The organism is Streptomyces sp. NEAU-YJ-81, from assembly GCF_017592595.1.
GTDB classification, from domain to species: domain Bacteria; phylum Actinomycetota; class Actinomycetes; order Streptomycetales; family Streptomycetaceae; genus Streptomyces; species Streptomyces hygroscopicus_B.
Genome location: NZ_JAGFNO010000003.1, coordinates 477,387 through 493,643, shown reverse-complemented (window position 1 = coordinate 493,643; position 16,257 = coordinate 477,387). Strand labels below are relative to the sequence as shown.

General features: G+C 69.8%; 21 protein-coding genes. 10 read left to right on the top strand and 11 right to left on the bottom strand.

All coding sequences use genetic code 11. The annotated features are described in order from the left end of the window. The first annotated feature begins 63 nt into the window (after nucleotides 1-63). Complete coding sequence (locus J5X86_RS10640) at nucleotides 64-1,470, top strand: FAD-binding oxidoreductase (protein ID WP_208516469.1); 1,407 nt, start codon at nucleotides 64-66, stop codon at nucleotides 1,468-1,470. Nucleotides 1,471-1,596: 126 nt separating this feature from the next. Here J5X86_RS10640 and J5X86_RS10635 read toward each other — a convergent pair whose 3' ends face one another. Then, nucleotides 1,597-2,325 (bottom strand): SDR family oxidoreductase, encoded by a 729-nt coding sequence (locus J5X86_RS10635; protein ID WP_208516468.1) that lies wholly within the window; start codon nucleotides 2,323-2,325, stop codon nucleotides 1,597-1,599. Nucleotides 2,326-2,476: 151 nt separating this feature from the next. Here J5X86_RS10635 and J5X86_RS10630 point away from each other — a divergent pair, with 151 nt between their 5' ends. Beyond that, nucleotides 2,477-2,953, top strand: a complete 477-nt coding sequence (locus J5X86_RS10630; RefSeq protein ID WP_208516575.1) for an Rrf2 family transcriptional regulator — start codon at nucleotides 2,477-2,479, stop codon at nucleotides 2,951-2,953. Nucleotides 2,954-3,042: 89 nt separating this feature from the next. Here J5X86_RS10630 and J5X86_RS10625 read toward each other — a convergent pair whose 3' ends face one another. Continuing rightward, nucleotides 3,043-3,711, bottom strand: coding sequence for a nitroreductase (locus J5X86_RS10625; protein ID WP_208516467.1), 669 nt, complete (start codon nucleotides 3,709-3,711; stop codon nucleotides 3,043-3,045). 171 nt (nucleotides 3,712-3,882) lie between these two features. Here J5X86_RS10625 and J5X86_RS10620 point away from each other — a divergent pair, with 171 nt between their 5' ends. Beyond that, nucleotides 3,883-4,533, top strand: a complete 651-nt coding sequence (locus J5X86_RS10620) for an FMN-dependent NADH-azoreductase (protein ID WP_208516466.1) — start codon at nucleotides 3,883-3,885, stop codon at nucleotides 4,531-4,533. A 66-nt stretch (nucleotides 4,534-4,599) separates the two neighbouring features. On the opposite strand, the gene J5X86_RS10615 is transcribed toward J5X86_RS10620, so the two are convergent. Together J5X86_RS10615 and J5X86_RS10610 are read right to left on the bottom strand one after the other, a co-directional pair. After that, nucleotides 4,600-5,079 carry a MarR family winged helix-turn-helix transcriptional regulator gene (locus J5X86_RS10615; RefSeq protein ID WP_208516465.1) on the bottom strand — a complete coding sequence of 160 codons (480 nt, stop codon included), beginning with the start codon at nucleotides 5,077-5,079 and terminating at the stop codon, nucleotides 4,600-4,602. A 160-nt stretch (nucleotides 5,080-5,239) separates the two neighbouring features. After that, on the bottom strand, nucleotides 5,240-5,656 hold the full coding sequence (locus J5X86_RS10610) for a MarR family winged helix-turn-helix transcriptional regulator (protein ID WP_208516464.1): 417 nt from the start codon (nucleotides 5,654-5,656) through the stop codon (nucleotides 5,240-5,242). Between the two features lie 102 nt (nucleotides 5,657-5,758). Between J5X86_RS10610 and J5X86_RS10605 the strand changes: the two genes are divergently transcribed. Continuing rightward, the gene (locus J5X86_RS10605; RefSeq protein WP_208516463.1) at nucleotides 5,759-6,679 is read left to right on the top strand and encodes an alpha/beta hydrolase; all 921 of its coding nucleotides are present in this window, start codon (nucleotides 5,759-5,761) and stop codon (nucleotides 6,677-6,679) included. 23 nt (nucleotides 6,680-6,702) lie between these two features. Here J5X86_RS10605 and J5X86_RS10600 read toward each other — a convergent pair whose 3' ends face one another. Then, on the bottom strand, nucleotides 6,703-7,185 hold the full coding sequence (locus J5X86_RS10600; RefSeq protein WP_208516462.1) for a nuclear transport factor 2 family protein: 483 nt from the start codon (nucleotides 7,183-7,185) through the stop codon (nucleotides 6,703-6,705). Further along, nucleotides 7,182-8,195, bottom strand: a complete 1,014-nt coding sequence (locus J5X86_RS10595) for an NADP-dependent oxidoreductase (RefSeq protein WP_208516461.1) — start codon at nucleotides 8,193-8,195, stop codon at nucleotides 7,182-7,184. The genes J5X86_RS10600 and J5X86_RS10595 overlap by 4 nt, the downstream gene beginning before the upstream one ends. A gap of 112 nt (nucleotides 8,196-8,307) precedes the next feature. On the opposite strand from J5X86_RS10595, the gene J5X86_RS10590 reads away from it, so the two are divergent. After that, entirely contained in the window at nucleotides 8,308-8,862 is a 555-nt protein-coding gene (locus tag J5X86_RS10590) for a TetR/AcrR family transcriptional regulator (RefSeq protein ID WP_078641168.1), read from the top strand. Nucleotides 8,863-9,052: 190 nt separating this feature from the next. Here J5X86_RS10590 and J5X86_RS10585 read toward each other — a convergent pair whose 3' ends face one another. From J5X86_RS10585 to J5X86_RS10565, 5 genes are all read right to left on the bottom strand, one after another. Then, nucleotides 9,053-10,024, bottom strand: coding sequence for an SDR family NAD(P)-dependent oxidoreductase (locus tag J5X86_RS10585; RefSeq protein ID WP_208516460.1), 972 nt, complete (start codon nucleotides 10,022-10,024; stop codon nucleotides 9,053-9,055). A gap of 243 nt (nucleotides 10,025-10,267) precedes the next feature. Continuing rightward, nucleotides 10,268-10,492 (bottom strand): cold-shock protein, encoded by a 225-nt coding sequence (locus J5X86_RS10580; RefSeq protein ID WP_208516459.1) that lies wholly within the window; start codon nucleotides 10,490-10,492, stop codon nucleotides 10,268-10,270. Nucleotides 10,493-10,577: 85 nt separating this feature from the next. Next, nucleotides 10,578-10,961 (bottom strand): VOC family protein, encoded by a 384-nt coding sequence (locus J5X86_RS10575; RefSeq protein WP_208516458.1) that lies wholly within the window; start codon nucleotides 10,959-10,961, stop codon nucleotides 10,578-10,580. A gap of 573 nt (nucleotides 10,962-11,534) precedes the next feature. Further along, nucleotides 11,535-11,789: a cold shock domain-containing protein gene (locus J5X86_RS10570; protein ID WP_208516457.1), complete on the bottom strand. Its 255-nt coding sequence runs from the start codon at nucleotides 11,787-11,789 to the stop codon at nucleotides 11,535-11,537. A 21-nt stretch (nucleotides 11,790-11,810) separates the two neighbouring features. Further along, complete coding sequence (locus J5X86_RS10565; protein WP_208516456.1) at nucleotides 11,811-13,178, bottom strand: hypothetical protein; 1,368 nt, start codon at nucleotides 13,176-13,178, stop codon at nucleotides 11,811-11,813. A 203-nt stretch (nucleotides 13,179-13,381) separates the two neighbouring features. On the opposite strand from J5X86_RS10565, the gene J5X86_RS10560 reads away from it, so the two are divergent. The 5 genes from J5X86_RS10560 (at nucleotide 13,382) to J5X86_RS10540 (ending at nucleotide 16,215) form a co-directional block, all read left to right on the top strand. Continuing rightward, nucleotides 13,382-13,510, top strand: a complete 129-nt coding sequence (locus tag J5X86_RS10560; protein ID WP_161561472.1) for a lasso RiPP family leader peptide-containing protein — start codon at nucleotides 13,382-13,384, stop codon at nucleotides 13,508-13,510. Nucleotides 13,511-13,765: 255 nt separating this feature from the next. After that, nucleotides 13,766-14,929 (top strand): asparagine synthase-related protein, encoded by a 1,164-nt coding sequence (locus J5X86_RS10555; RefSeq protein ID WP_208516455.1) that lies wholly within the window; start codon nucleotides 13,766-13,768, stop codon nucleotides 14,927-14,929. Then, nucleotides 14,869-15,519 (top strand): asparagine synthase-related protein, encoded by a 651-nt coding sequence (locus J5X86_RS10550; RefSeq protein WP_308124494.1) that lies wholly within the window; start codon nucleotides 14,869-14,871, stop codon nucleotides 15,517-15,519. The genes J5X86_RS10555 and J5X86_RS10550 overlap by 61 nt, the downstream gene beginning before the upstream one ends. Beyond that, a complete protein-coding gene (locus tag J5X86_RS10545) occupies nucleotides 15,503-15,787 on the top strand; it encodes a PqqD family peptide modification chaperone (protein WP_208516454.1) in 285 nt (94 codons plus the stop codon). The genes J5X86_RS10550 and J5X86_RS10545 overlap by 17 nt, the downstream gene beginning before the upstream one ends. 5 nt (nucleotides 15,788-15,792) lie before the next feature. Continuing rightward, complete coding sequence (locus tag J5X86_RS10540) at nucleotides 15,793-16,215, top strand: lasso peptide biosynthesis B2 protein (protein ID WP_243979968.1); 423 nt, start codon at nucleotides 15,793-15,795, stop codon at nucleotides 16,213-16,215. Nucleotides 16,216-16,257 lie beyond the last annotated feature (42 nt).

Here is a 16,257-nt window from a genome sequence, read left to right as displayed (position 1 = left end):
TACGCTTGAGATGGGGTCGGCAACGGACATGAGGCCGACCATCACTACGGGGAGTGGTCCCCCATGGCACCCGGTGGCAGCTACGGCACAGCCCTCACCGACCTCGGCGAGAGCCTGGTCGGCAAGGTGATCGCGCCGGGCGACGCGCCCTATGACGAGGCCCGCAGGCTCTTCAACGCGATGATCGACCGGCGCCCGGCCGCCATCGCGCAATGCGAGACCGCACAAGACGTCGCCCGCGCGATCCGCTTCGCCCGCGACCACGACCTGCCGATCGCGGTGCGCGGCGGCGGACACAGCGTGGCCGGGATGTCCCTCGTGGACGGCGGTCTCGTCATCGACCTGCGCAGGATGGACGGGGTGGCGGTCGACCCCGGCGCCCGTACGGCGACGGTCGGTGGCGGCGCGATCATGAGCGGGCTCGACCGGGCGACACAGCCGTACGGCCTGGCGACGACCGGAGGCCGCGTATCCACCACCGGGGTCGGCGGCTTCGTGCTGGGCGGTGGCGCGGGCTTTCTGGACCGCGCCTTCGGTCTGGCCTGCGACAACCTCCTGTCCGTCGACCTGGTGACGGCGCAGGGCGACCAGTTGCACGTCGACGAGAAGGAGCACCCGGAGCTGTTCTGGGCCCTCCACGGCGGTGGCGGCAATTTCGGCGTGGCCACCGCCTTCACCCTCCGGCTCCATCCGCTCACCACCATGACGGCGATGCTGCTGCTGTGGCGCCCCGAAGCGGGCCCGGCCGTGGTGCGCGCCTACCGCGACTTCTTCGAGTCCGCGCCGGGCCAGGTCGGTGGAGGGCTGCTCTATCTCACCGGCCCGCCCGAGGAGTTCGTTCCCGAAGACATGGTCGACACCCTCGTCTGCGCGGTGCTCCTCACGTACACCGGCCACGAGGAGCAGGCCCGCGCCATCACCGCTCCCCTGCTGCAGCTCGGCCACGACGCGGAAATGATCACCGAACTGCCCTACGCGGACCTGCAGTGCATGCTCGACGACCCGCCCGGCTACCGGAACTACTGGTCCGCCGAATACCTCGACACCTTCCCCGACCAGGCGGTGGACCGCTTCTGCTCGCGCGCCTTCGACATGGTCGTCCCCTCCCCTTCCCAGCACGTTCTGTTCCCTCAGGGCGGAGCGGTGTCCCAGGGACCCTCCGACTTTCCGCTGCCCTGGCGCGAGGCGCCCTGGATCGTGCACCCCTTCGGCCTGTGGGACGACCCGGCCGACGACGCCCGCGTCCGGCAATGGGCCCATGACACCCGCGCCGACGTCCGGCCGTGGTCCCGCGGCGCGGTCTACCTCAACTTCATCGGCAAGGAAGGCCGGGACCGGGTCATCGAGGGATTCGGCGCCGAGAACTACCACCGCCTGGCCGGGGTGAAGGCCCTGTACGACCCGGACAACGTCTTCCGGCTCAACCACAACATCGAGCCCCGCATCGAGCCCCGACCGGCGGGGCGGTGACGCCGGACGGGCCGGCGTCTTGTCCGCTTCCGCCACGGCGGCCAGGGCTCGGCGCGCCCTGTGATCTACGGTCCGCGGTCTACGGTCCGCGGTCCGCGCGCCTGAGCGGGCGCGAGCGGGTCGTCGTCAGGAGAGCCAGTCGGTGTAGCGGGTGGGGGCGAGGTGGGCGCTCTTGTCGGTGAGAACGTCGCCCTTGACGGCGGCGAACATACCGGCGGTGGGGTCGGTGACGACGGTGCGGTCGTCGCCCTTGTGGGACAGGGTGATCCGGCCCAGCTCGTCCAGGGAGAAGACCTCGGGGCCCCCGATGTTGTGAATGCCACGCACCGGGGCGCCCGCGGCGACCTCCGCCACCGCGGCGGCCACGTCCTTGGCGGCGATCGGCTGGATCGGCGTGGCGGGCAGCCGGACGGTGTCACCGTCGGCGGTCCAGGACATGACGTCGTCCATGAACTCCATGAACTGCGTCGCCCGGACGATCGAGTACGGGACCGGCCCGGCCTCGAGGATCTCCTCCTGGAGCGTCTTGGCCCGGTAGTAGTCCAGCTCCGGCACCTGGTCCACGCCGACGATCGAGAGGATGACGAAGTGGCCGACGCCGCCCCGCTGGGCCGCGGCCAGCAGGTTGTCCATCGAGGTCCGGAAGAAGGCCGGGGAAGCGTCGTCGAAGGTCGGGGAGTTGGTCAGGTTGACGACGACGTCGGCTCCCGCCACCGCCTCGTCCAGCCCCTGGCCGGTGATGACGTCGACTCCGGTGGACTGCGAGTGCGGTACCGCCTCGTGCCCGGCGGCGTTCAGATTCTTGACGACCTGCGACCCGATCAGCCCGGTACCGCCGATGACTGCGAACTTCATGACATGCCCTTCGTCAGGATTGCGTCCGAAATACGGCATATGGATACCCGCGTGAGCGCGGCATCCACCAAACTCGGACACATCTTGTCCGAGAAAATACGCGGACACAAGTTGTCCGAGTAGACGGGCTGATTACAGTGGTCGCGTGAAGATGTCCGGCGGAGTCGAGTGGGCCCTGCACTGCTGCGTCGTGCTCACGTCCGTCGAGGAGCCCGTCCCCGCGACCAAGCTGGCGGAGTTCCACGACGTCTCGGCCAGCTACCTGGCCAAACAGCTACAGGCGCTGTCCCGGGCCGGGCTCGTGCGCTCGGTCCAGGGCAAGGCGGGCGGCTACGTACTCACCCGGGAGCCCGCCTCGATCACCGTGCTCGACGTGGTCGAAGCGGTCGACGGCCCCGCCGCGGCGTTCACCTGCACGGAGATCCGCCAGCGGGGCCCGCTGGCCACCCCGGCCGAGTCGTGCACCACTCCGTGCCCGATCGCCCGCGCGATGTCCGGGGCGGACGCGGCCTGGCGAGAAGCGCTGCGCGCCGTCTCGATCGCCGATCTGGCGCAGGACGTCGCCGAGACCTCGGGCCCCTCGGCGATGACGCGCGTCAGCGCGTGGCTGACGACACCGCAAGGCTGAGGGACGCACCGCGACCCTGAGGCCCCCGAGGACCCTGTGGCCCTCGCGGACCCCGTTGGCCCTTGAGGACCCCTCACCCCCCGCAGACCTCAGTAACCGTCGATGAACCTGACCGTCTCGTCGAGCGGCGCCCGCCCCGTACGGCCGGCACTCTCCGTGACGTCCTCGTATCCGATCGACATGCCGCAGAAGAGCATGAGCTCCCCCGGAGGCGAAACGATCTCCGCGACGCTCTCGCGGAACTTCGCCCATGCCATCTGCGGGCAACTGTGCAGCCCCTCGGCGCGAAGCAGCAGCATGACGGTCTGCAGATACATGCCGACGTCGGACCACTGGGCCGGGCCCAGGTCGCGGTCGATGTAGCAGAACAGGGCGGCGGGCGCGCCGAAGCACTGCCAGTTCGCGGAGGCGGCCCGCTGGCGCGCCTCCAGGTCCTCGCGCGCGACACCGAGCGCCCCGTAACGCTGCTCGCCGAAGGCGGATCGGCGCTCGCCGTACGGGGACTTCAACACCGGCGGGTACTGCGCGTACTCCGCCTCGTCCCAGGGGTCGCCCGCGGCCAGACGCTCGCCGGCCCGCTTTTTGAGCTCGGCGAGCGGCTCGCCGGTCAGCACGTAGACGTGCCACGGCTGAATGTTCGATCCGGACGGCGCCCAAGCCGCTGCGGACAGCACACGCTCCAGCACCTCTCTCGGGACAGGCTGGTCGGTGAACCCGCGCACTGCCCGTCGACTCGTGACCGCCTCGTAGACGTCCAAGATCGCCTATCTCCCATCTGCTGCATCTGCTCAATACGACGCGACGCGCCCATCTCAGCTACACTCACGACAGTATCATTCAATACTATCTCGTGTTTAACTATCGCCGAGCGCCAATGCTCAGCCCTGCCCCGGGCTCCCCGCCTCGGGCGTCACTCTTGGAGAAAGTTCATGGTCACGCTGCTGCACATCGACTCGTCCGTGCTTCCGGGCGAGGCGTCCTCGTCCCGTTCGGTCACGGCCGCCTTCCGCAAGGCATGGGAGGAGCAGCACCCGGAGGGCACGGTGATCTACCGCGACCTCGCCGCCAACCCCGTCCCGTACATGACCGCCACCGCCTGGTCCGCCGGTTACACCGCCCCGGCCGAGCGCACCCCGGAGCAGTCCACGGCGTTCGCCGTGCGCGAGAAGCTCATGGAGGAGCTGGAGCAGGCGGACGCCGTCCTGATCGGCGCCCCCATGCACAACTTCTCGATCCCCTCGACCCTCAAGGCATGGCTGGACAACGTGCTCCTGCTCGGCCGCACCGCGGGCGAGTCCCCCTCCGCCGAGGGCACACCGGTCGTCGTCGTCGCCAGCCGCGGCGGCTCCTACGCGCCGGGCACCCCGCGCGAGGGCTTCGACTTCGTGCAGAACTACCTGGAGGCCGTCCTCAAGCGCACCCTCGGCCTGGACCTCGACTTCATCGTCCCGGAGCTCACCATGGCCCCCCGCAACCCGGCCATGTCCGACCTGATCCCGCTCTACGAGGCGTCCCGCGAGCGCGCCTTCGAGGACGCGACCGCCAAGGCCATGGACCTCGCGAAGCGCCTCGCCGCGTAGCCCGTGCCGGACGATTGACGCCGTGTGACACCGAGCCCCAGGCGGTCACACGGCGTCCTCGTCGGCCTAACCCTCCGCGGGATAGGCGAACCGGTTCAGCAGATCCGTCAGCCGCTCGGCCTCGCCGGGCCCCAGCTCGGCGACCAGCCGCTCAGCCAGCGGCTCCGCCGCCACATGGGCCGCGTCGAAAAGCTCGACACCCTCAGGCGTGATCTCCACCGCCCGCACCCGCCGATCCCCCGGAACGGCCTTCCGTACGACCAGCCCCTTGCGCTCCAGGTCGTCCACGACCCGCATGATCCCCGCCTTGTCCGACCCCGTCGCCGCCGCCAGGTCCCGCTGCACCGTGGGCCCGCAGTCGACCAGCACGATCAGCACGGCAAAATGCCGCAACTCAATGCCGAGCGGCCGAAGCGCCTCCCCCATCACCCCAGCCGCCCGCCAGTGCGCCCGGCGCAGCAGCAGCCCGAGAGCGAAGGGCGAGGCATCCCCGGGGCGACCGGTCGCACGCGAGGCGGTGGGCTGGGGAGAAACATCGGCGGCCATGAGGCCACATTACAGCCATTCATCCGTTCGATACGGTTTCACTTGAAACCAAATCCGGCGACCAGGCTTCCGCGGCAATCGTCGACGCCGCCCCCTCCCCGCATCCGGCCTTCGAGCCGGAGAGGGGCTCCGGGGACGTGTCACACCAGGGACGCATGCCCTATTCGGTCTCGAGGAGCCTCAGCAGCATCCGACGCAGTTCAGACTGGTCTCGTTCGTCGAGCCGCGCCATCATCGTCGAGAACTCCGAGGCAAGAGCTTCGAGGGCCTTGGCGCGCACTCGCTGCCCCTCGGGAGTTGTCATGACGCGATGGCGGCGCAAGTCACTCTCGTCGATCTCTCTGCGCACCAGCCCGCGGTCAACGAGGTTCCGCAAGTACGTCGTGATGCTCGCCTTCGGAAGCATCAGCTTCCGGGTGAGCTCAGCCGGGTACTTACATGCGTCCACCTCGTCGAGAACGAAGAACTCCTTCGTCTCGAGCCCCAGCTCTTCGAGCTGCGGGGCGGCAGCGTTCATGACCCTGGTCAGAAGTCGTTGATTCAACTTCCACAGCTCAGCAGCGTCATCCGCCGACATGGCACTCCTTGAGATATGGTACGGCCTTGAGCTAGTTCGGTTTGGAACTAGCTGGAAACCGAACAGCTCCGAAGGATTCTACGCGGAAGGCGCTGACCCCTCATGCCACAGCACATCTCCATCCCTCGCGGCGCCCTCGATCTCGCCGCCGATCTCTACCTCCCGGAGGGCTTCGACGCCGCGGAACCTCAGGCCGCAGTTGTGCTCTCCACGCCTGGAAGCAGCGTCAAGGAGCAGATCGGTGCGAACTACGCGTCCCGACTCGCCAAGAACGGCTTCGCCACCCTCACGTTCGACCCCGCCTATCAAGGACAAAGCGGTGGACAGCCTCGTGACCTCGAGGATCCTTATCGTCGCGGCGAAGACATCTCCTACGCGATCGACGAACTGAGCACCATCCCCGGCATCGATCCACAGCGGATCGGCGCGCTCGGCATCTGCGCCGGTGGCGGCTACGCCGTGCATACGGCTCGCACCGATCACCGCATCAAGGCGATAGCCACGGTCGTCGCCGGCAACATGGGCGAGTCCTGGCGCGGGCCCGGCTTCTCCCCCAACGGCCCCGCCGCAACACTCGATGACCTTGCCGCGGCGCGGACGCGGGAGGTCATCGGGCAAGACCTCGAGCGGGTCAACTGGTTGCCGGACACCCTCGAGGACGCGGCGGCGGCCGGATTCACCGACATCGACACCACTCAGGCGATCACGTACTACCGAACGCCAAGAGGCGGCAGCGAGCACTCGACCAACCGTCGCCTTCGCCGCAGCGACTCGCTGCTCCTCGGCTACGACGCCTTCCACCTCGTCGACCAGCTACTCACCCAACCGCTCCAGGTGATCGTCGCAGGGCGCCAGGGGAACACCGGCCAGTACGAGGCGGGCATGAAACTGTGGAGCTTGGCCCCCAACCCCATCGATCTGCTCATCGTCGAAGGCGCCGGACACTACGAGATGTACGACGAGCCCCGATACGTCGACCAGGCAATTGAACGTCTGGCAGCCTTCTACAGCGAGTATCTGTAGCCGTTGGCTTGGGGTCGCCCTTCCTACCAGGCGTTGTCCGTGCCGAGGAACAGCTCGGCGATCCGCCACTCGCCCCCGGTGCGTTCGAGCCCGAAGGCGTAGAAGCCGGTCGCGACCACGCCCCCGCCCCCGCCCGCGTTCGACGTGAGCATGAGGTAGGCGTGCACCAGCGCCGTATCGGCGTCCGCGCTGTGGAAGACGACGTTGACCAGGTTGTGCCGTCGCTGGTCGGTCTCCGCGTCCATCGCGTCTCGTACGAACGCGAGGATCGCCGCGCGTCCGACGACGGGCCCGAGGTCGCTCTCGCCAGCGATCTTGAACGCCCATGTGGCGTCGTCGGTCAGGACGGCTCCCAGCGCCTCCAGGTCCCGCTGGTCCAGGGCGAAGGCGTAGCGGGCCAGCGTCTGGTGGACGGCGAGTTGCTCGGCCGGGTCGAGGGCCACCTTCCCCGGGCGGATCGCGGCGAGGTGGGCGCTTCCCCAGCCGGGGGCGGCCTTCGCGCTCATGCGACCGTCAGCACGATCTTGCCCTGGAGGTGTCCCTGGGCAGCTCGCTCGTGCGCCGCCCGGGCGTCCTCGAGCGGGAAGGTGCTGTCGATCGCCACGCGGATCGTGCCGTCCGCGAGCAGGCGCCCGATCTCGGCGAGCTGCGCGCCGTTCGAGCGGACCTGGGCGGCCGTGACCGTGACACCCAGCCTCACGTTCTCCTCGTCGTCGAACTCGCCGAAGTACACCGGGTAGAGGGATCCGCCGCGCTTGAGGGTGCGCAGGAAGCGCCTGCTGTCGGGGCCCCCGACGGTGTCCAGGACGAGATCGACGTCACGGGCGACGTCCTCGGGCCGCTCCTTGGTGTAGTCGATGAACTCGTCGGCGCCGAGCTCGCGCAGGAACGTCTCGTGGGCGCCGGAGGCCACGGCGATGACGCGGGCTCCCTTCCACTTGGCCAGTTGGAGAGCGAGGTGCCCCACGCCACCGGCGGCGCCGTTGACGAGCACCGTCGTCTCGCTGTCGAGTGCCATCGGGCGGTGCTGGGCCGCCTGGAACGGCGAGGGATGGTCGTGCCCGAGCTCGATCAGGAACTGCCACGCGGTCAACCCCGACATGGCCAGGGCGGCGGCGTGCACATGGTCGACGCCGGCCGGTTTGCGGGCGAAGTCGGACGCCGGCGCGGTGACGTACTCGGCGTAGGCGCCGGCCTGGAGCGTGGTGGGAAAGCGCAGCAGGCCGAGCACCTCGTCCTCGGCCGCGAAGCCGTCGACGTCGGCGGCGACGGCTTCCACGACGCCCGAGACGTCGGTCCCCGGGATCAGGGGGAGATCCATCGGGGGCTTCAGCTCGGCCGGTACGTCGGGCATTCCCTCGCGGGCGTACCAGTCAGGAGGGTTGATGCCGACCGCGTGCACGCGGACGAGCACCTCGCCCGGCCCCGGTTCGGGAACGGGCACCTCCTCGTGACGCAGCACCTGGGGGCCGCCGAACTCGTGCAGCCGGATCGCCTTCATGGTCTGTGTGGGCACAGCTCTCTCCTGCGTCTCCCCGAGGGGTAAACTAAGTGAACCACAGATCCGTTTTTCCGGACCAGTGATCCGATTATACGGGTCAGTGATCCGGATATTCAAGGGAGGGCAGATGAGGGCGGATGCCCAGGCCAACCATGACCGTCTGCTGGCCGTCGCCGGCGCCGTCATCACCGAGCAGGGCGTCGACGCGTCGATGCGCGACATCGCCCGCCGGGCCGGGGTCGGGCTGGCGACGCTGTTGCGTCACTTCCCGACCCGGGAGGCGCTGCTCGAGGCCCTGCTCCGCACGAGCTTCGACGAGCTGACGGCGCGGGCGGCCGAGGTCGAGACCACGAGCTCGCCTCAGGACGCGGTGATGTTGTGGCTGCGCGACTTCGTCGCGTGCACGAAGAACTACCGCGGCGTGGTGACGGCGATGGTGAAAGCGATCGAGGACCCCGAATCCGCGCTCCACACCTCCTGCGTCACCATGCGCGCGGCCGGCACCCGGCTCCTCACCCGCGCCCAGGGCGCGGGCGTGGCGCGGACCGACATCGACGGCGCCGACCTCTTCGCCCTGGCCTCGTCGCTCGCCTGGCTCGGCGACCAGCCCGGGCTCGAGGCGCGCGCCGAGCACCTCTTCGGGGTGGTGGTGAGCGCGATCCTGACGGATCGAGCGGTGTGACGCCGGAGGGCGGGTACCGTCGCGGGTTCCGCCCTTCAGCCCGTCGATCCGCGCGGGATACGCCACGCCCGCTGGTCGTGCGGAACCCCCGCGCTAGCGGGCGGGTGCGTCGAAGCCGCCGAGCCCTCGTAGCACCCGCGGCCAGGCCCGCACCCGCACCCGCACCCGCACCCCGCCGACCACACACCTCTCAGGCGGCGAACGCGTCCACGCCGGTCAGCTCGGCGGACAGCGCCCACAGGCGGGCGGCCTGCTCCGGGTCCGTGGCCCACTCCTTGACGCCGACCCGGGAGCCGTCCGCCGGGGCGGGCTCGGCGATGTCGCAGTCCTCCAGGTAGACGCCGCCCATGCCGTTCAGCTGGGGGGACGTCGCCGCCCACACCTGCGTGGCGGCACCCTGCTCCGGTGTCTTGAACGCCTCGGGGTGGAGCAGATTGCCGTCCGCGTCGATCCAGCCCCGCTCCACCATCTCCTGCTTCGGCAGATGCCGCTGAAGGGGAGTGAGGATGCCACCGGGGTGCAGCGAGAAGGCCCGCACACCCCGCTCCCGGCCGAGGCGGTCGAGCTGCACGGCGAACAGCGCGTTCGCCGTCTTGGCCTGGCCGTACGCCTCCCACTTGTCGTAGCCGTGGCGCCAGTGGACGTCGTCCCAGCGGACGGGGGAGGCATGGTGACCGGTGGAGGAGACCGAGACGACGCGGGCGCCGCCCGGCTCGATCGCGGGCCACAGTCGGTTGACGAGGGCGAAGTGGCCGAGGTGGTTGGTGGCGAACTGAGCCTCCCAGCCCGGCCCGACCCGGGTCTCGGGGCAGGCCATGATTCCCGCGCTGTCGATGACGATGTCCAGGGCCCGGCCCGAGGCGAGGAACCGCTCGGCGAAGCCGCGCACGCTGTCCAGGTCGCCGAGGTCCAGTTCGTCCACCTCGACACCGTCGATCCCGGCCAGGCCCTCCTGTGCCGCACCGACCCGGCGGGCCGGGACCACGACACGGGCGCCGGCCTTCGTCAGTGCGCGCGTGGTCTCGACGCCGATGCCCGAGTAGCCGCCCGTGACCAGGGCGAGCCGACCGGTGAGGTCAATGCCCGCGAGGACGTCGTCGGCGGTGCTCCGGGCGCCGAAACCCGAACCGATCTTGTGCTGGGGTGTGGTGCTGTCGCTCATGGCGGCACGCTACGGATTCGAGTCCGCTCGAAGTCAAGCGCGGCCCGCGGCGGTGGTCCGGACGGGCCGCGAACGAGGAAGCGGCCCCGACCGGACGGGCGAATCGCGCCCCCACGGCTTCGCCTCCGGCGGGCTGCATTGAAGCCCTTCCGAAGCTCTTCCGGCCGTAGCCCATCAATGCTCGGCGTCAGCCCGAACAATGCTCGGCGTCAGCCCGAAGTGACCACGACGGTGCTGTGGAGGTCAGGCGGATCGAGGCACGATGCTCACCGCGCGGTAGTCATACCCGTCCTGCTTGAAGCCGGGGGCTTCCCACTCGAGATCCACCCGCTGTCCGGGCGACAGCGCGCGGAAGCCGGTCGCCTGGATGTCGGAGAAGTGGCCGAAGCAGCCGCCCGGAGTCTCGGGCGAGTCGAGCACGCCCCAGCCTTCCTCATCGCTCCACTCACGGACAGTCGCAGTCACCATGGGGGAACCCTACGGCTTCCGCTCGGGCCCGTTGAACTCAAGCCCGTACCGGCGGCCTTGAACCGACCAGGGCGGCGCATGAGGGTCAGGAATTCATGGCCGCTCGGTCGGACTCGCTGCGCAGAACGCAGAATTCGTTGCCTTCGGGATCAGCAAGGATTGCCCAGCCTGAACCATCGGGATTCCGGTGGTCGGCGACAAAGGTGGCGCCGAGGCCCAGCAGCCGCTCCACCTCCTGATCGCGCGAGGTCTCAGGGCGCAAACACAGATGAATCCGGTTCTTGATCGTCTTAGCCTCGGGCACCTGGTTGAAGTGCAGCACTGGGCCCTCCGCCAGCAGCACCTGAGTCTCCCGGTCACCCGGTCCGTCCTCCGGATGCAGTGGACGGCCTGTCACACTGCTCCAGAACCGAGCCAGCTCATAGGCATCCGCACAGTCAATCGCCACGTTCTGCACTACCGAGACCATGCGCGCGAGCCTTCCTGATCTCCACGCCGAACGCCACCGAGTTGCGCTCAATCTTCGCCCACATAGCTCAGGCTCCTGGCAGCATTTTCGATACACGCCGTAGGGGGTGAACGTGGAGCGCAGCTCGCTCATTCAATTGCTTGCGGGCGAGGACGAGGCAACGGCCGGCGCCCGTGCCGCGCTGGTTCATGGAGGCGGATACGTAGTCTGGGCTGAGGCGACATGCACGCGCCCGCTCACTCACGTCTACGACCGTCGGCTTCGACGCACCCGCGGGACCGGTCAGGAAACCGTGGGACTTGAGCGCACCGTGCAGCTCCTCGGTGAGCACGATCAGCCCGTTCGCCTCGGCCAGGTCAACAGCCCCCAAGGCTCGTGGGTCTTCATGCTCTTCCTCACAGAGGACGGCCGAAGGCTGGTTGCGTGCACCGGGGTAAAGCGGCAGACAAAGTGAGCACGGCTTGGGGAGTTCGATCAACGGGATGCCGCTGCATGCCGCGGCGGAGGGTGCGTGGTCACCGCGAGCTGCTGAGGGCCGCGGCCGTATGCCGTCCTTGATGTCAGCCGTGGCTGTCAGGCAGGCCGAGGCACGATGCTCACCGCGCGGTAGTCGCACCCGTCCTGTTTGAAGCCGGGGGCTTCCCACTCGAGGTCCACCCGCTGTCCGGGCGACAGTGTGCGAAAGCCGGTCACCTGGATATCGGAGAAGTGGCTGAAGCAGCCGCCCGGCGTCTCGGACGAGTCGAGCACGCCCCAGCCGCCGAGCTTGGCGTGCTCCGCGTCGGCTGGAGTTCGACGAGTCTGTCGGCGGCGTCCACGCTTGGTCATAAGCCGCTGGTCTGATGGCGATCACGTCGCGGCGAGGAACTCGACAGCCCGCTCATCCAGCTCAGCCGCACAGCGGGCACCTCGGGCCCGGAAGCGAGCGAGGTCGCTGCGCATACGCTTCACGGCCTTGCGGGTGCGGACGGACCGCACCCCGCCCATATGGTCCATCGCCCTGTTCCAGGTGGCACACGCCTGCTCGATGCTGCCGCTCTTGAGCTGCATCTCAGCGCTCGCCACCAAATCGAGGGCGACGATTCGCGCATAGCCTGCCGGGCGAGACGCGGCGGCCCGCGCGTACTGCTCCGCCGCCGTCTTCCGATCGCCCAACGTCTCGTAGACCTTCGCATTGCGCGAGTAGACGGACGCTGCGGGCGGACCCCAGGCAAGAGCCCAGAACGGCACCTCGTCCCCGCAGTCCGCGGCCAGGAGCGTGCGCGCCCGCTCGGCCTCAGCGACGGCCGCTTGCCGCTGCCGGGACTTGGCCAGGGTGTGGGCGTGCACGACGCGGAAGAGGGATTCGGTCTGCACGTCCACCTTGCCCTTGGCCCGGCTGAGCCCGGTCTCGGCGAGGGCCTGGCAGTGCTCGGGCCGGTGCAGCTTGAGCCCTTGCATGGCCATCGTGCGCATCACGAACCCGTCGTGCCCGGGAATGCCGGACTCGACGGCGAGCGCGTAGGACTGCAGGTAATAGCGCTGGGCCAGGCCCTGCTGTCCTGCGTCGTAGGACTTCCAGCCGAGCAGGTGCACGCCCCGGCCGGCGGCGGAGAGCATGTGCCGGCGAATCTCGTCGCTATGGAAGCGGCCTCGGCACAGCGGAGCGACGTCGTCGCGCAGGTATTGGACCAGGGCACTGCGGCCGTGCTGCCCGCCGTGGCGTTCGTCCATCTCGGAGAAGAGCCGCACCATGTCGCGGACCGCGGCGACTTCACCCATGCCGATGGTCCGGCCGGCGCGGGCGGCTGCGGTGCGGTCGGCGATCTCTCGGACGTACGACAGTGGCAGGCCGGCGGCGGCGACCGAGTAGGCGGACGTGCTGAGGAAGCGGCGCCGGTCCAATTCGTCCCTCCACATCGGTAGCAGGGCGTCCAGCGGATCCTCGCCGAGAGACAGTCCGAGGCCGTCATCCTCCTCTTCGTACGGCGCGACGCCTAGATCGTGAAGGGTCAGCAGGCGGCCGAGCCGGCGGGAGAGTGCTACGGCGAGATAGCGGCCGGTATCGCCTGCGGGGACGGTGCCGCTGACCCAGTGCTCGATGGTCGACTTGTTGGTTCGTAACGCTGTCCCGCACTCGGCGGCCACTGCGCGCACCTCCTTGGCCAGGGCCTCGTACGTCAGCCCGGACTCGGCGACGAGGTTCCTCAGCCGGTGATTCGGCGTCCGCTTGGTCATGAGTACCTGCCCCGTATACCCGATATACCGCTTTGCCTGCCCAACACCGTACCGCTGCCGTCACGCTCCGAGTTGACTAGCCGTCAGGGCCATGCGGTCGGGGAACAAGCGGCTCCCCCGTCCCCGGCCGCATGGCCAGGTACGAGGTCCACGACGCGCCCATTCCCGGGTGCGAGGGACGGAACACCATGGAGGTAGAAATCATGAACACACAGTCCACCGCTCCCGTGTACACCGCTCCGATCGTCCTGGACGCCGGTGACGTCGTCGAGGTGACGTTGGGCACGAACAACTTCGACACCGCCGACGACACCCAGTACAAGAACGCCTGATCCATCGGCTGCCTGGGGCCGGGCGGGTGTGCGCCGCGTCCCGGCCCCGGGCTCCGGACGTGAACGGGCGCCGGGGCTTCGATGAGGTCCGTGTTGGGGCACGGCCGCCAGCAGCCCGGCGCCCGCTCCGTTTCGACCACCAAGAGCGATAGCGACGAGAGCAGGCGGCTGATGCGGTGGAGCGCAGGATGGTACGGAGCGAGCCGACACGATCGGCTACCGAGGAGCAGAAGGCCCGTACTGGGACTGGACGCAGTGTGGACCGTTGGCTGGCCCACCGGCCACGTCCGATCGGCAGGCTCCGGCCCGCTGGCACTGGCAGTCGTCGGTGATTGCGGCGCCGACGACCAGCAGCTGCGCCAGGCGCTGACGACCGTGCGGGCGAGCGACTGGAACGCGCTGACCTGCTGGCCCGGCTCCTATCTCACGATCGCGCGCAGCGGCGAATCCCTGGCAGTGATCGGCGATCTCGCCAGGCAGCACCCGGTGTACTGGCGGGCAGGGGCCGCAGGAACGTGGTGGTCAACATCGGCCGGGGCGCTGGCCGCGCTGGATGGGGCACCGTTCGATCCAGCCGCTCTCGCCGCTCACCTGGCCCTGGCGCAGCCGGATGTCTTAGGGCAACGGAGCCTGTTCCGCGCAGTGAGCCGCGTACCGACCGGCCATCTGCTGCTGATCACGCCCGACGGGGCGAACACCATCCGCTACGAGCCGGTCAACTACCAACCGTTGAACCTTCCCGATGCCGCCCCGCGGGTACGGGCTGCGCTGAGCGAAGCGGTCGATACACGCCTGGACGGCACACGAGCGGTGAGCGCGGACCTGGCCGGGTTGGACTCCACAACGCTGGCATGCCTCGCTGCCCGGCGCGGACCTGTCACCGCAGTCACTTTCGCCGATGCCCGGCTGAGGGATGACGACCTCGCCTACGCTGTGCGCACCGCGGCTGCGGTACCGGAACTCACCCATCACACCGTGCCTGGCTGCGACAAGTCCGTGTACTACAGCGGCCTGGACGACCTGTCCACGCTGCCCCTGACCGACGCGCCCAACGCGTATGCGGTCACTGCCTGCATCAAACGGGCCGTGCTGGAGGCGGTCGCCCAACACCAACCGGCGGCCGTGCACTTCACCGGAGCGGCCGGGGACGCCGTACTGTCCGCGCCCTCCTCCTACCTGTCCGATCTGCTGCGCGACCGCCGGCACCGCCGGGCCCTCGCGCACGCCCACGCCCACGCTCGGTTGCGGCACGTCCCCCCACTGACTGTGCTGCGGCGCGCCGCCCGGCCTCGCGCACCGGCCTGGCCGACGCCTGGCGGCACACCGCCACCGAACTGCGCCAGGCTCCCCGCGCCTGGGTGCCACAGGCAGAACGCCCCATCGCCTGGACACCGCTGCTGGCCACCGCTGACTGGATGAGCCCCGAGGTGCGCCACCGACTCGCCGAGGCCCTGGATACGGCCTCCAGCGAGCTGCCCGAGGAACCCCGGCACCTGGCCGCGTGGACGGACCGGCAGGACCTCGCGAGGGTCGGGGCAGACACCAGCGGCCTACGCGAACTCGCCCGCGCTGATCACGGCGTGGAGATCGCCGCCCCCTTCCTGGACAACGAAGTCATCCGGGCCTGCCTGGCCGTCCCCGCCGACCAGCGCGGCGCGCCAGGCCGGTACAAGCCGCTGCTGGGGGAGGCATTCGCCCACACCGGGGTCCTGCCGGACTTCGTCCTGTCCCGCGTGACCAAGGGCGGCTTCAACGCGCTCGCCTACGCGGGACTCACCCGACACGCGGCGGTCCTCGCCCGTCTGCTCGGCCCCTCCTCCCGCCTCTCTGCCTCCGGACTGATCACCCAGCCTCCCGTGGAGCGCATGCTGCGGCGCGCGGCAGCCGGACAGGCGACCGCCCAGGGCGCCCTGCACCTCGCCGTCAGCGCCGAGGTCTGGCTGCGTCAGCTGGAGACCACCACCGCCGCCTCATGGTGGGAGGTGGTCGGCCATGTGGCAGCTGTGTGAGGGCGCCCATGCGGTGCTCGCCGACGAAGGCGGCGCCATCCTCGACGAGCGCACCGGCCGCTGGGCCCATTTGACTCCCACCGCAGCCGCCGCGGTCATGCTCCTGCTGGCCTCCACCACCGAGGACCAGGCGGCCGAGCAATACGCCACTCGCTACGACATCGGCGCCGCTCAGGCCACCAACGACGTCCGCACCGTCGCTCACGCCCTCACCGCCCGGGGACTCGCCGTCACCGAGCCCGCACGCCGTCGCCACCGGTGGGGGTGATGGCGATGACGAGCATGGAGGCATACTCCACCACCCGCATCGGAACCCTCCTCGAGCGCTGCGCCGCGGCCGCGGGCCTCGCGCTGGCTCTGGTCCTCTTGCGGCTGCCTTTCCGCTTCACCGTGCGTGCGGTCCGCCGGGCACGGCGGGCCGGCCACCGACCACTGACTGCCGCCCGAGCCGACGTCCTGGTCACGGCGGTCAGGCACGCCGGCCGCTTGTGGCCGGGGCGGGCCGCGTGCATGGAGACCTCGCTCGGCGCGGTCCTGGCAGCCGCGCTACTCGGCCGCCGGCTGAACTGGTGCCTGGGCGTGCGGTTCTCCCCGCCGCCGGTCGAATACCACGCCTGGGCCGAGCTGCCCGGCCAGGGGCCGGTCGGCGAGTACACCGCCGCTGGGTGGCACCACCACACCGCCCTGACGATCTGACCCGCTGGCCGGGCGCAGGCCGCGTATCCCCCACTCGCCCGG

Bases quoted from the DNA above. Each gene is read 5' to 3' on its own strand.
- J5X86_RS10590 (WP_078641168.1), top strand. From the start codon at position 8,308: ATGAGGGCGGATGCCCAGGCCAACCATGACCGTCTGCTGGCCGTCGCC.
- J5X86_RS10560 (WP_161561472.1), top strand. From the start codon at position 13,382: ATGAACACACAGTCCACCGCTCCCGTGTACACCGCTCCGATCGTCCTG.
- J5X86_RS10580 (WP_208516459.1), bottom strand. From the start codon at position 10,492: ATGGTGACTGCGACTGTCCGTGAGTGGAGCGATGAGGAAGGCTGGGGC.
- J5X86_RS10620 (WP_208516466.1), top strand. From the start codon at position 3,883: ATGGTCACGCTGCTGCACATCGACTCGTCCGTGCTTCCGGGCGAGGCG.
- J5X86_RS10575 (WP_208516458.1), bottom strand. From the start codon at position 10,961: ATGGTCTCGGTAGTGCAGAACGTGGCGATTGACTGTGCGGATGCCTAT.
- J5X86_RS10540 (WP_243979968.1), top strand. From the start codon at position 15,793: ATGACGAGCATGGAGGCATACTCCACCACCCGCATCGGAACCCTCCTC.
- J5X86_RS10565 (WP_208516456.1), bottom strand. From the start codon at position 13,178: ATGACCAAGCGGACGCCGAATCACCGGCTGAGGAACCTCGTCGCCGAG.
- J5X86_RS10640 (WP_208516469.1), top strand. From the start codon at position 64: ATGGCACCCGGTGGCAGCTACGGCACAGCCCTCACCGACCTCGGCGAG.
- J5X86_RS10605 (WP_208516463.1), top strand. From the start codon at position 5,759: ATGCCACAGCACATCTCCATCCCTCGCGGCGCCCTCGATCTCGCCGCC.
- J5X86_RS10585 (WP_208516460.1), bottom strand. From the start codon at position 10,024: ATGAGCGACAGCACCACACCCCAGCACAAGATCGGTTCGGGTTTCGGC.
- J5X86_RS10610 (WP_208516464.1), bottom strand. From the start codon at position 5,656: ATGTCGGCGGATGACGCTGCTGAGCTGTGGAAGTTGAATCAACGACTT.
- J5X86_RS10635 (WP_208516468.1), bottom strand. From the start codon at position 2,325: ATGAAGTTCGCAGTCATCGGCGGTACCGGGCTGATCGGGTCGCAGGTC.
- J5X86_RS10630 (WP_208516575.1), top strand. From the start codon at position 2,477: ATGTCCGGCGGAGTCGAGTGGGCCCTGCACTGCTGCGTCGTGCTCACG.
- J5X86_RS10600 (WP_208516462.1), bottom strand. From the start codon at position 7,185: ATGAGCGCGAAGGCCGCCCCCGGCTGGGGAAGCGCCCACCTCGCCGCG.
- J5X86_RS10570 (WP_208516457.1), bottom strand. From the start codon at position 11,789: ATGACCAAGCGTGGACGCCGCCGACAGACTCGTCGAACTCCAGCCGAC.
- J5X86_RS10615 (WP_208516465.1), bottom strand. From the start codon at position 5,079: ATGGCCGCCGATGTTTCTCCCCAGCCCACCGCCTCGCGTGCGACCGGT.
- J5X86_RS10545 (WP_208516454.1), top strand. From the start codon at position 15,503: ATGTGGCAGCTGTGTGAGGGCGCCCATGCGGTGCTCGCCGACGAAGGC.